The organism is Xanthomonas boreopolis (assembly GCF_046529185.1).
Classification (GTDB): domain Bacteria; phylum Pseudomonadota; class Gammaproteobacteria; order Xanthomonadales; family Xanthomonadaceae; genus Pseudomonas_S; species Pseudomonas_S boreopolis.
Genome location: NZ_CP097162.1, coordinates 3,610,148 through 3,622,531 on the forward strand (window position 1 = coordinate 3,610,148; position 12,384 = coordinate 3,622,531).

Sequence of the window (12,384 nt, forward strand, 5' to 3'; positions counted from 1 at the left end):
AAGATCAGCCTTCGCCCGGTTTCCAATCGCCCCGCAATGAACGAGTCCCGCCGCTCCCTCGCGCACCTGGCCGTGCTCGCCGGCCTGATGCTCGCCACCCGCATCAACCACTTCGCCCCGGTGCCGGACGCGTCGTGGGCCCTGTTCTTCGTCGCCGGATTCCAGCTGCGCCGGCAGGTGCGCTGGGCGTTCCCCTCGCTGATGGCGCTGGCGGTGGCGATAGACTGGGCGGTGATCCGCGGCCAGGGCATCGATTTCTGGCGGCACTACTGCGTCTCGCCGGGCTACATCGCACTGGTCCCGGCCTATTTCGCGCTGTGGGCCGGCGGCGCCTGGCTGCGCGGGCGCTATCGCGGCGCCGACCTGCCGGCACTCGGCCGCGCCGCCGGCGCGCTGGTGGCCTCGGTCGCGCTGTGCCACCTGATCGCGCAGGCCAGCTTCTACTGGACCAGCGCCAGCGTGCCCGCGCCGAGCATCGCCGGCTGGGCGCGGAACTACGCCGACTGGTTCCTGCCCTACCTGGGCACGTCCGCCCTGTACGTGGGGATCGCCGCCGCCGTGCAGTGGGCTTCGGAACGCTTCGGCCATCGCGCCCTGCAGCGCCCGCTGGCCAACTGAGGCGGCGATGGGCCACCGGCTTTCCCGGATCTACACCCGCACCGGCGACGACGGCAGCACCGGGCTCGGCGACGGCAGCCGCACCGGCAAGGACGCGCTGCGGGTCTGCGCCTATGGCACCGTGGACGAGGCCAACTCGGCGATCGGCCTGCTGCTGGCCGCGCCCGGCATCAGCGCCGAGGTCCGCGGCCTGCTCACCGCGATCCAGCACCGGTTGTTCGACCTCGGCGGCGAGCTGTGCATTCCCGGCCATGCCGCGATGCAGGCGGCGGACATCGAAGCGCTCGAACGGCAGCTGGACGCCTTGAACGACGGCCTGCCGCCGTTGAAGGAGTTCATCCTGCCCGCCGGCGGCGAGGCCGCCGCGCGCTGCCACCTGGCGCGCACCATCGTCCGGCGCGCCGAACGCGAGACGGTGGCGCTGTCGCGCCAGGAGCCGGTGCGGGCCGAGGCGCTCGGCTACCTCAACCGCCTGTCCGACCTGCTGTTCGTCCTGGCCCGCGTGCTCGCCCGCGACGCCGGCGAAGGCGAGGTGCTCTGGCGCCACGACCGCCGCTGACGCCGCCCGCCGCGGGAGGATGCCCGGCCCTCGGCGCCCCACGGGCCGCCGGCCGGCCGAAGCCAGCGAGGGCCGGAGCCCCGACAAGCCCGTATATTCGCCCCATGCTCGTCTTCACCCATCCGGCCTGCCTCGACCACGACCCGGGCCCCGACCATCCCGAACGCCCGGCCCGCCTGCACGAGGTCGCCACGGCGCTGCGCGCCGCCTTCCCGGACCTGGAATGGCGCGAGGCGCCCCTGGCCAAGCTCGGCGACCTGGCCCGGGTGCACGAGCGCGAACAGATCGACGCCATCCTGGAACCGCGCTTCGAAGGCCACCGGATGCTCGACGTCGACACGGCGATGTCGCCCGGTTCGTACCTGGCCGCCCTGCGCGCCGCCGGCGCCGGGGTCGCGGCGGTGGACGCGGTGATGAACGGCCAGGCCACCACCGCGTTCTGCGCGGTCCGCCCGCCCGGCCACCATGCCACCGGGCAGGCCTCGATGGGCTTCTGCCTGTTCAACAACATCGCCGTGGCCGCCGCGCATGCCCGCGACGGCCATGGCCTGGAGCGCATCACCATCGTCGACTTCGACGTGCACCATGGAAACGGCACCCAGGCGATCTTCGAACGCGACCCGCGCGTGCAGTACCTGAGCAGCCACCAGTCCGGGCTGTACCCCTATTCCGGCGGGGTCTACGAGCGCGGGGTCGGCAACGTCCACAACGCCCTGCTGCCGCCCGGCAGCGGCGGGTTCCGGTTCCGCAACCTGTGGGCCGACCAGATGCTGCCGCTGATCGGCGCGTTCCGGCCGCAGCTGCTGATGATCTCCGCCGGCTTCGACGCGCACATGCGCGATCCCCAGGCCGACCTGATGCTGGAGGCCGACGACTTCGGCTGGCTCACCGCGGAACTGCGCGGCATCGCCGACCGCCACGCCGGCGGGCGGGTGGTCTCGATGCTGGAAGGCGGCTACGACCTGGAGGCCCTGCGCGAGAGCAGCGTCGCGCACGTGGCCGCGCTGCGCTAGCCGCGCGGCCGTCCAAGGCCGCGCCAGGCCTGAATCTCCTCCCCCCGCGCGACCGCGTCTTCATTGCCCCCATGCAGCCCATCGGGCAAGCTAACCGCCGTTTTCACCCCGATCCGACCGCGTGCGCCGAGCTCTCCGCCTGCTGCCCCTGCCCCTGAGCATCGCCATCAGCCTGCCGGCGATGGCGGCCGAAAAGCCCCTGAACTGGGGGCTGTGCCCGATCACGGAACCGCTGCCGGGTTTCGAGAACGTGCCGGCGGCGACCCCGCAGCAGGCCGCCCAGGACCGCACCCAGCAGCCGACCGACATCGAGGGCGACCAGCTCTCCGGCACCAACGTCGTGCCCGAGTACAGCGGCAACGTCACCCTCAACCGCGGCGACCAGTACCTGCACGCGGACAACCTGCGCTTCGACACCGAGAGCGGCAACTACGTGGCCGACGGCCATGTCCGCTACCAGGACTCGTCGATCCGGATGGTCGCCGACCGCGCCGAGGGCAACCAGGACTCCGATACCCACAAGATCAGCAACATCAGGTACCAGTTGGTGGACCGGCGCGGCAACGGCGTGGCCCGTTCGGTGGACATCCAGGGCGCGGTCGGGCAGATGCACCGCTCCACCTACACCACCTGCGACCCGTCGCAGCCGATCTGGCGCGTGCGCGCGCCCGAGATCGACGTGGACAACGAGGAGGGGTTCGGTACTGCCCGCAACGCGGTGCTGCAGATCGGCAAGGTCCCGGTGATGTACATGCCGTGGTTCAAGTTCCCGATCGACGACCGCCGCCAGACCGGCCTGCTGTACCCGGAGCTGGGCATGTCCGGGCGCAACGGCTTCGACTACACCCAGCCGATCTACCTGAACCTGGCGCCGAACTACGACGACACCCTGTACCCGCGCTACATGAGCAAGCGCGGCTGGATGCTCGGCAACGAGTTCCGCTACCTGTACGACGGCGGCAAGGGCACGGCGACCGCCACCTACATGCCCAACGACGACCTGCGCGACAAGGACCGCGGCAGCTTCAGCTTCGACGGCTACCACAACATCGACTCGCACTGGCAGGCGCGCTCCAGCCTGCGCTGGGTCAGCGACACCCGCTACATGGAGGACTTCACCAGCCGCCTGAACGGGCTGTCCTCCGCGTCGAGCATCCAGAGCACGATCGGCGTCTACGGCACCGGCGAAAACTGGAATGCCGGCATCATGGCCGACCGCTGGCAGCTCACCGACTACACGCTGGACGAGAGGGCGCTGGCCTACAACCGCCAGCCGCGGCTCTTCTTCAACTGGGACAAGCCGTTCGCGCACTGGTTCGAGGCCGGCATCTACGCCGAGGCGGTGCATTTCACCCACGACGATTCGTATGCCGTCGCGCAGGATCCGACGGGCGAGTACTACCGCACCAACACGATCAACCAGCGCTACTACGACGGCTCGCGCCTGGACCTGAAGCCCTACGTCTCGTTCCCGCTGTCCGGCGCGGCCTGGTACATCACCCCGACGCTGGCCTGGCGCTACACCGCCTACGAGCTGAGCAAGGGCCTGGCCGACCAGCTCAACGGCAACCGCAGCCCGACCCGCAGCCTGCCGATCGCCTCGCTGGACGCCGGCCTCTACTTCGACCGCGAGACCCACCTGTTCGGCGACAGCTACCTCAACACGCTCGAGCCGCGCATCTACTACCTCTATGCGCCGTACCGCGACCAGAGCGACCTGCCGCTGTTCGACACGCGCGCGTTCACCTTCAGCTGGGGCCAGCTGTTCCGCGACAGCCGCTATACCGGCGCGGACCGCCAGAACGACGCCAACCAGCTGACCCTGGCGGTGACCTCGCGCTGGCTGCGCCAGTCCGACGGCCAGGAGAAGCTGTCGCTGAGCGCCGGCCAGATCCTGTACTTCGAGGACTCGCGGGTCTCGCTCGGCAGCGGCGCCGAGCCGGCGGTGAACAAGGGCAAGTCGGCCTGGGTCACCGATGCGGCCTACATGATCAACGACCGCTGGAGCCTGGGCGCCACCTACCAGTGGAACCCGGACTACCGGCGCGAGGACCTGGCCAGCTTCCGCACGCGCTACCTGCTCAAGGACGACGGCATCATCAACCTGGCCTACCGCTACCGCCGCAACACCAACGACGGTACCGACCAGCTCAAGCAGGCGGACTTCTCCTTCCTGTACCCGATCAACCCGACCTGGAGCGTGGTCGGCCGCTACTACTACTCGCTGCTGGACCGCAAGCCGCTGGAAATCATCGGCGGCGTGCAGTGGGACAGCTGCTGCCTGGCGGTGCGGGCGCTGGTGCGCCGCTACGTGCGCAACCGCGAGGGCGAGCTGGACAACTCGTTCCAACTTGAATTCGTGCTGAAGGGCCTGAGCTCGATCGGCCAGGACACGGACCGCACTTTGCGGCGTGCTATTCTCGGTTATTACCGCGACGACCTGTACCTGGTACCGCCCAGCAATACCACGACCGATCCGGACGCTTACGATCCGAACGAGATTCCATGATCAAGCCCTTCTCCGCTCTTTTCCGTTGCGAGTCCCTCGCAAGAGCAGCGCACGTCCATGTGCGCGGATTCCTTCTTGGTTCCGTGCTGGCCGTTTCCGGCGTGTTCCCGCTGGCCGCCTCGGCACAGCAGACCCAGCCCCTGGACCGCATCGCCGCGATCGTGGACGAGGACGTGGTGCTGCAGAGCGAGCTCGACCGCGCCGTGCGCAACGTCAAGGCGCAGTACGCCGGCCACGCCGACCAGCTGCCGCCCGACGACGTGCTGCAACGGCAGGTGCTCGAGCGCCTGGTCCTGGTGAAGCTGCAGGTGGCCCGCGCCGAAAGCAGCGGCATCCGCGTCGGCGACGAGGAGCTCAATCGCGCCATCGCCGGCATTGCCCAGCAGAACGGCACCGACGTCAACGGCCTGCGCCAGAAGCTGGCCGCCGACGGCATTTCCTATGGCGACTTCCGCAGCTCGGTGCGCGACGAGATCACCGTGCAGCGCCTGCGCCAGAGCTTCGCGCAGAGCCGCATCAGCGTCAGCGAGGGCGAAGTGGACGCCGCGCTCGCCCAGCAGGCCAACAGCGGCAGCCAGTACCACCTGGCGCACATCCTGGTCGCCCTGCCCGACGGCGCCACCGCCGAGCAGATCGCCACCGGCCAGAAGAAGGCCGACGGCGTGAAGAACCTGATCGACAAGGGCGAGCTGGACTTCTCCGCCGCCGCGGTCCGCTACTCCGACAGCCCCAACGCGCTGGAAGGCGGCGACCTCGGCTGGCGCAGCCTGGACGAGATCCCCAATGCGTTCGCCCAGTTGATCCACGACATGAAGCCCGGCCAGGTGGTCGGTCCGCTGCGCGGCCCGAGCGGCTTCCAGCTGCTCAAGCTGGTCGAGGTGCGCGACGCCTCCGCGGCCGGCCAGCAGCTGGTCACCGAGTACCACGCCCGCCACATCCTGATCCGGGTCAACGAGAGCCAGGACGACGCGGCCGCCAAGGCCAAGATCGAGACGCTGCGCGCGCGCATCGAGGGCGGCGCGGACTTCCAGGCGGTGGCCCGCGAGTCCTCCGAGGACACCAACAGCCGCGGCCAGGGCGGCGACCTGGGCTGGTTCCCGGTGGATGCGTTCGGCCCGGCCTTCGGCCAGCAGGTCGCGGGCATCGCCGACGGCCAGGTCTCCCAGCCGTTCCGCACCGACGCCGGCTGGCACATCGTGCAGCGCGTCGGCACCCGCCAGACCGACGTCACGACCCAGAACCAGCGTGCCCAGATCCGCGAGACCATCGGCCGCCGCAAGCTGGAAGAGGAATACAACCGCTTCCTGCAGGAGATGCGCGGCGAGGCCTACGTGAGCTTCCGCACCGGCGACCGCGCCGATGCCGACGCCACCGCGACCCCGGCCACGACCGAACCCGCCCCGGCCCAGCCGAAGAACTGAGGCGCGGGCATGAAGCCGGCGCTCGCACTGGTCCCGGGCGAGCCCGCCGGCGTCGGCCCGGAACTGTGCGTCCGCCTGGCGCAGCGGCCGCGCCCCGACTGCCGGCTGCTCGCCTTCGCCGATCCCGACACCCTGCTGGCCGCCGCCGAGGCGCTGTCGCTGCCGCTGCGCCTGCTCCCGGAAACGGAACCGGCCGCTGCCCCCGGCGACCTGCCCCTGCGCGCGATCCGCAATGCCGTGCCCAACACTTTCGGCGGCACCGACCCGCGCAACGCCCCGGCGGTGGTCGCGGCGCTGGATGCCGCCTCCGATGCCTGCCTGCGCGGCGAACTGGACGGCATCGTCACCGGCCCCACCCACAAGGCGAGCATCAACGCCGCCGGCATCGCCTACACTGGCACCACCGAGCACCTGGCGCATCGCGCCGGCACCGACGTGGTGATGATGCTGGCCAACGACATCGTGCGGGTCGCGCTGGCGACCACCCACCTGCCGCTGCGTGCGGTGCCCGATGCGATCGACGGCGCGCTGCTCGAACGGGTGCTGCGCATCGTCCACGCGGCGATGCGCGAGGACTTCGGCATCGCCCGGCCGACCATCGCCGTGCTCGGGCTCAATCCGCATGCCGGCGAGAGCGGGCACATGGGCCGCGAGGAGATCGAGGTGATCGAGCCGGTGCTGGCCGCGCTGCGCGGCCGGGGCATGCACCTGGTCGGACCGCTGCCGGCCGACACCGCGTTCCTGCCGGGCAAGCTCAAGGGCTTCGACGCGGTACTGGCGATGTACCACGACCAGGGCCTGCCGGTGCTCAAGTACAGCGGCTTCGAGCAGGCCGTGAACATCACCCTGGGCCTGCCGTACCCGCGCGTGGCGGTCGACCACGGCACCGCGCTCGACCTGGCCGGCAAGGGCCTGGCCGATCCGTCCAGCCTGTTCGCGGCGGTGGCGTGCTGCGCGCGGATCGCCGCGGCGCGGAAAACCTCGTCCCTCTCCCAAGGATGAAGGCGCGCTCGCTGGGTCGAGCGCGAAGCCAAATGAAGCCTTCCTTCTCCCTTGGCGAGACGGTGCTCCGAAGGAGCGGATGAGGGTACGGGCGAAGCCTCGCGCGGTTGGATATCGCGAGGAGCTTCGCCCCCCGTACCCCGCCCCCGCTCCGCGCCCGGCCCGCGCCAGCGGCGTGGGCGCTCCAGGTCGCGCACCCCATGGCGCGCGCTATGCCCTGGAGGGAGCGGGGCTGGTGAGCGCATGGAATGAGGATCGGGGAAATCCCGCATAATCCCCGCATGGAACTCATCGACTGGAACGACTTCACCAAGGTCGAGCTGCGCGTGGGCCGCGTGCTGTCCGCCGAAGTCTTCGCGCAGGCGCGCAAGCCCGCCTATATCCTGCAGGTGGACTTCGGCCCCGAGATCGGCGTGCGCAAGTCCAGCGCGCAGATCACGGTACACTACACGCCCGAATCCCTGGTCGGCCGGCTGGTGGTGGGCGTGGTGAACTTCCCCAGGAAGCAGATCGGGCCGCTGATGTCCGAATGCCTGGTCACCGGCTTCCACGACGCCGACGGCCACGTCGCGTTGTGCGTGCCCGACCGCGACGTGCCGCTCGGGACCCGCCTGCTATGACCGCGCGCACTCCCGCCACCGAGTTCGGCGCGGCCAAGAAGCAGTTCGGCCAGCACTTCCTGCACGAGCGCGCCTACATCGACCGCATCGTGCAGGCGGTGAACCCGCAGCCCGGCGACCGGCTGGTGGAGATCGGCCCCGGCCAGGGCGCGATCACCTTCCCGTTGCTCAAGCGCCACGGCGAACTGACCGTCATCGAGTACGACCGCGACCTGATCTTTCCGCTCACCGAGGCCGCGCGCGGGCTCGGCACGCTGGAGATCATCCACCGCGACGTGCTGGCGGTGAACTTCACCGCGCTGGCCGGCGAAGGCCGGATCCGCCTGGTCGGCAACCTGCCCTACAACCTGTCCTCGCCGATCCTGTTCCACGCGCTGGAACACGCCGCGGCGATCACCGACATGGTGTTCATGCTGCAGAAGGAAGTGGTCGAGCGCATGGCCGCGGCGCCCGGCAGCAAGGTCTACGGCCGGCTCAGCGTGATGCTGCAGGCGTACTGCCAGGTGCAGTCGCTGTTCGTGGTGCCGCCGGGCGCGTTCCGGCCGCCGCCCAAGGTGGACTCGGCGGTGGCGCGGCTGGTGCCGCGCGATCCGGCCACGATCGGCATCGACGACGCCGGCCGCTTCGCCGAGGTGGTGCGCGCCGCGTTCGGCCAGCGCCGCAAGACGCTGCGCAACGCGCTGTCCGGGGTCTGCGACAACCGCCATTTCGAGGCCGCCGGCGTGCGTCCGGAAGCGCGCGCCGAGCAGTTGGACGTCGCCGACTTCATCCGCCTCGCCAACGTGGCGGCGGACTGAACCGCGCGCGCCACGGCGACCGGGCCCGCGGCTTCACGGCGGCTCGCACGGCGGGCCGCCACACTGCCGGGGACGTCCGGGCAGGCGCGGCCTGTTCGGGAATCCCGGCAGCCCCTAAACTTTCCCGCATGCAAGACAGTCCCCGCTACCGGATCGAGGTCGAGGTTTCGCCCCGCTTCCTCGACCAGCAGTCCGCGCCGTCCGACGGCCGGTACGCGTTCGCCTATACGATCCGCATCCGCAACGCCGGCGACATCGCCGCGCGCCTGGTCGCGCGCCACTGGCGCATCACCGACGGCAACGGCCAGGTCCAGCACGTCGACGGCGAAGGCGTGGTCGGCGAACAGCCGCGGCTGCGCCCGGGCGAGCAGTTCCAGTACACCTCGGGCGTGATGCTCGATACCGAGCACGGCCAGATGCAGGGCCATTACGACATGGTCGCCGACGACGGCACCGAGTTCGCCGCGCCGATCGCCACGTTCGTGCTGAGCGTGCCCAGGACCCTGCATTGATGGAGGCCCGGGCATGAGCATCTGGGCGATCGGCGACCTGCAGGGCTGCTACGACGTCACCCAGCGGTTGCTGGAGAAGATCCGCTTCGATCCGGCGCAGGACACGCTGTGGTTCTGCGGCGACCTGGTGAACCGCGGCGGGCAGTCGCTGGAAACGCTGCGGCTGGTGCACTCGCTGCGCGAGCGCAGCGTGATCGTGCTCGGCAACCACGACCTGTCGCTGCTGGCGATCGGCGCGCGCTCGGAGGAGGAGCAACGCAAGGTCAACCCGGACCTGCAGCGCGTGGTGCTCGCCGAGGACCGCGACGTGCTGCTGGACTGGCTGCGCATGCAGAAGCTGGCGCATGTCGACCGCGCACTGGGCTGGATGATGGTGCACGCCGGCCTGGGGCCGAAGTGGACCACGCAGATGGCCGAGAAGTACGCGCAGGAGGTCGAGCAACAGCTGCAGGGCAACGGCTACCGCAAGCTGTTGCGCAACATGTACGGCGACCAGCCGAGTTGGTCGCCGGGCCTCGGCGGCTACGACCGCAGCCGCGCCATCATCAACATCCTCACCCGGATGCGCTATTGCACCCCGCGCGGGCGCATCGCCACCGAGGACAAGGGCACGCCCGGCACCCAGGCCCAGGGCATGTACCCCTGGTTCGAGGTGCCCGGCCGCGTGGAGCGCGACCTGAAGATCGTCTGCGGCCACTGGTCCACGCTCGGCCTGACCATCACCCAGGGCATCCACGCGATCGACACCGGCGCGGTCTGGGGCGGCAAGCTCACCGCGCTGCAGCTGGACAGCGAGGAACTGCGCGTCGTGCAGGTGCCGGGCCGCGAGGTGGACGGACCGCCGCCGGCATCGCGCGCGCCGAAGAAGCCGGCCTCCGAGCGGCCCGCGCGCCGCGGGCGCCGTTCCCGCGCGCGTGGCAAGGGCCAGCCCAGGCAGGACGCGCCCTCGCCCGCCGGCCAGGACTGAGCCGCGCTCAGCGGCGGCGGTAGTCGACGAAGTCGAACGCGAACGCGTGCCTCGCATCGGCGGGGTGGCGTTCGCGCGCCACCGGCTCCCACTCCGCCGCATCGATGGCGGGGAAGAACGCATCGGCGCCTTCGACCTCGGCCGCGACATGGGTCAGGTAGAGCATGTCCGCGCGCGGCAGCGCCAGCTGGTACACCTCGCCGCCGCCGATCACGCACAGCTCCCCGGCACCGGCCTTTTGCGCGCGGGCGATGGCCTCTTCCAGCGTGGCCACCGCCTGCATGCCGTCGAACGGCACCCGGCCGGAACGGGTCAGCACCAGGTTCGAGCGCCCCGGCAGCGCGCGCCCGAGCGACTCTGCGGTCTTGCGGCCCATCAGGATCGGCTTGCCGAGCGTGCGCGCCTTGAAGTGCCGGAAATCGTCCGGCAGGTGCCAGGGCATCGCGTTGTCGCGGCCGATGGCGTTGCGGCGATCGAGTGCGGCGATCAGGGAAAGCCGGGGCGCGGGAAGAGCAGCCGCGGGGCCTTCCCGATCGGCGCTCTCCGGGTCCCCGCTTTCCCTCATACCGCCACCGGCGCCTTGATCGCCGGGTGCGGGTCGTAGCCCTCGATCGCGATGTCGTCGAACCCGAAGGCGAACAGGTCGCTCACCGCCGGGTTGAGCCGCAGCTTCGGCAGCGGCCGCGGCGCGCGCGACAGCTGCTCGCGCGCCTGCTCGAAGTGGTTCGAATACAGGTGCGCGTCGCCCAGCGTGTGCACGAAGTCGCCGGCGCGCAGCCCGGTCGCCTGCGCCACCAGGTGCGTGAGCAGCGCATAGCTGGCGATGTTGAACGGCACGCCGAGGAAGATGTCGCCGCTGCGCTGGTAGAGCTGGCAACTCAACTTGCCATCGGCCACGTAGAACTGGAACAGGTTGTGGCACGGCATCAGCGCCATCTTGGGCAGGTCGGCCACGTTCCAGGCGCTGACCACCAGCCGGCGCGAATCCGGGTTGCGCTTGATTTCCTCCACCACCCAGCGCATCTGGTCGATCTCCCCGCCCTCGGGCGTGGCCCAGCTGCGCCATTGCTTGCCGTAGACCGGGCCGAGGTCGCCGTTGGCGTCGGCCCACTCGTCCCAGATGCTGACCTTGTTCTCCTTGAGGTAGGCGATGTTGGTATCGCCCTTCAGGAACCACAGCAGCTCGTGGATGATCGAGCGCAGGTGCAGCTTCTTGGTGGTGACCAGCGGGAAGCCTTCTTCCAGGTCGAAGCGCATCTGCCAGCCGAACACGCTGCGCGTGCCGGTGCCGGTGCGGTCGGATTTCTCCGTGCCGTGCTCCAGCACGTGCCGCAGCAGGTCGAGGTATTGCTTCACTTGGCGGCCTCCGCGGCGGGCACGGGCTGCAGCACCGGCGCGCGGCGCGACAGCCACAGCAGGAACAGCCCCACCGCGATCAGCGGCAGGCTCAGGATCTGGCCGCGCGTCAGCCAGCCGAACGCGACGTAGACGCCGTTGTCCGGCATGCGCACGAACTCGACCGTGAAGCGGAACACGCCGTACAGCAGCGCGAACAGACCGGATACGGCATAGCGCGCGCGCGGCTTCAGCGAGAACAGCCAGATCGCCGCGAACATCACCAGTCCTTCCAGCGCCGCCTCGTACAGCTGCGAGGGGTGGCGCGCGTAGCGGTCGAGCAGGCCCGCGGCGTACTGCTGCTGGATCTGCGCGACGCTCATCAACTGCTCCATCGCCGGCTGGCCGGCCGGTATGTCGCTCAGCGGCGCATGCGGGAAGATCACGCCCCATCCGGCCTGGGTGAACTTGCCCCACAACTCGCCGCCGATGAAGTTGCCGAGCCGGCCGAAGCCCAGCCCCAGCGGCACCAGCGGCGCGATGAAGTCGACCACGTCGAAGATGTGCAGGCGATGCTTGCGCGCCCACCAGGCCACGGCGACCAGCACGCCGAGCAGGCCGCCGTGGAAGCTCATGCCGCCTTCCCACACCTTGAACAGGACCAGCGGGTTCTGCACCAGCGCGCCGAACGCGTAGAACAGCATGTAGCCGATGCGCCCGCCCAGCACGACGCCGAGCATCGCGTAGAACAGCAGGTCGGAGAACCCGTTCGCGTCCACGCCCGGCAGCCGGCCAGCGCGGATGCGCAGGCGACCCAGCCACCATGCGGCGAGGAAGCCCAGCAGGTACATCAGCCCGTACCAGTGCACCTGCACCGGTCCCAGCGAGAAGGCGATCGGGTCGATGTCGTGGAGATAGGTCATGCGCGGCGGAACCCGGCCAAAGCGAGGCCGCCATTTTGCCAGCTAAGCCGCCCGCGGGGCTGTACCGGCCTTCACCGGCTGCCGGGAACGGTGCCGGGAGTGGCGCGA

Annotated in this window: 13 protein-coding genes; 10 read left to right on the top strand and 3 right to left on the bottom strand. The window is 70.3% G+C overall.

The annotated features are described in order from the left end of the window. Positions 1-36: 36 nt before the first annotated feature. The 10 genes from M3M27_RS16320 (at position 37) to M3M27_RS16365 (ending at position 10,018) form a co-directional block, all read left to right on the top strand. Positions 37-618, top strand: coding sequence for a hypothetical protein (locus M3M27_RS16320; protein WP_434026285.1), 582 nt, complete (start codon positions 37-39; stop codon positions 616-618). 7 nt (positions 619-625) lie between these two features. Continuing rightward, the gene (locus M3M27_RS16325; protein ID WP_434026286.1) at positions 626-1,177 is read left to right on the top strand and encodes a cob(I)yrinic acid a,c-diamide adenosyltransferase; all 552 of its coding nucleotides are present in this window, start codon (positions 626-628) and stop codon (positions 1,175-1,177) included. A gap of 104 nt (positions 1,178-1,281) precedes the next feature. After that, positions 1,282-2,190, top strand: a complete 909-nt coding sequence (locus M3M27_RS16330; protein ID WP_434026287.1) for a histone deacetylase family protein — start codon at positions 1,282-1,284, stop codon at positions 2,188-2,190. Positions 2,191-2,311: 121 nt separating this feature from the next. Further along, complete coding sequence (gene lptD, locus M3M27_RS16335; RefSeq protein ID WP_140723849.1) at positions 2,312-4,699, top strand: LPS-assembly protein LptD; 2,388 nt, start codon at positions 2,312-2,314, stop codon at positions 4,697-4,699. A 59-nt stretch (positions 4,700-4,758) separates the two neighbouring features. Next, a complete protein-coding gene (locus M3M27_RS16340) occupies positions 4,759-6,120 on the top strand; it encodes a peptidylprolyl isomerase (RefSeq protein ID WP_434026288.1) in 1,362 nt (453 codons plus the stop codon). A 9-nt stretch (positions 6,121-6,129) separates the two neighbouring features. Then, a complete protein-coding gene (gene pdxA / locus M3M27_RS16345; protein ID WP_434026289.1) occupies positions 6,130-7,122 on the top strand; it encodes a 4-hydroxythreonine-4-phosphate dehydrogenase PdxA in 993 nt (330 codons plus the stop codon). 281 nt (positions 7,123-7,403) lie between these two features. Next, a complete protein-coding gene (locus tag M3M27_RS16350; protein ID WP_140723855.1) occupies positions 7,404-7,742 on the top strand; it encodes a tRNA-binding protein in 339 nt (112 codons plus the stop codon). Next, positions 7,739-8,539: a 16S rRNA (adenine(1518)-N(6)/adenine(1519)-N(6))-dimethyltransferase RsmA gene (gene rsmA / locus M3M27_RS16355; RefSeq protein ID WP_434026290.1), complete on the top strand. Its 801-nt coding sequence runs from the start codon at positions 7,739-7,741 to the stop codon at positions 8,537-8,539. Before M3M27_RS16350 ends, rsmA begins: the two co-directional genes overlap by 4 nt. 128 nt (positions 8,540-8,667) lie before the next feature. Continuing rightward, complete coding sequence (apaG, locus tag M3M27_RS16360) at positions 8,668-9,051, top strand: Co2+/Mg2+ efflux protein ApaG (RefSeq protein ID WP_140723859.1); 384 nt, start codon at positions 8,668-8,670, stop codon at positions 9,049-9,051. Between the two features lie 13 nt (positions 9,052-9,064). Continuing rightward, positions 9,065-10,018, top strand: a complete 954-nt coding sequence (locus tag M3M27_RS16365) for a symmetrical bis(5'-nucleosyl)-tetraphosphatase (protein ID WP_434026291.1) — start codon at positions 9,065-9,067, stop codon at positions 10,016-10,018. 7 nt (positions 10,019-10,025) lie between these two features. On the opposite strand, the gene M3M27_RS16370 is transcribed toward M3M27_RS16365, so the two are convergent. From M3M27_RS16370 to lgt, 3 genes are all read right to left on the bottom strand, one after another. Beyond that, positions 10,026-10,460, bottom strand: coding sequence for a dihydrofolate reductase (locus tag M3M27_RS16370; protein ID WP_434026292.1), 435 nt, complete (start codon positions 10,458-10,460; stop codon positions 10,026-10,028). Positions 10,461-10,579: 119 nt separating this feature from the next. Next, entirely contained in the window at positions 10,580-11,374 is a 795-nt protein-coding gene (locus tag M3M27_RS16375) for a thymidylate synthase (RefSeq protein ID WP_140723866.1), read from the bottom strand. Beyond that, complete coding sequence (gene lgt / locus M3M27_RS16380) at positions 11,371-12,276, bottom strand: prolipoprotein diacylglyceryl transferase (RefSeq protein ID WP_434026293.1); 906 nt, start codon at positions 12,274-12,276, stop codon at positions 11,371-11,373. The genes M3M27_RS16375 and lgt overlap by 4 nt, the downstream gene beginning before the upstream one ends. Between the last annotated feature and the right edge of the window lie 108 nt (positions 12,277-12,384).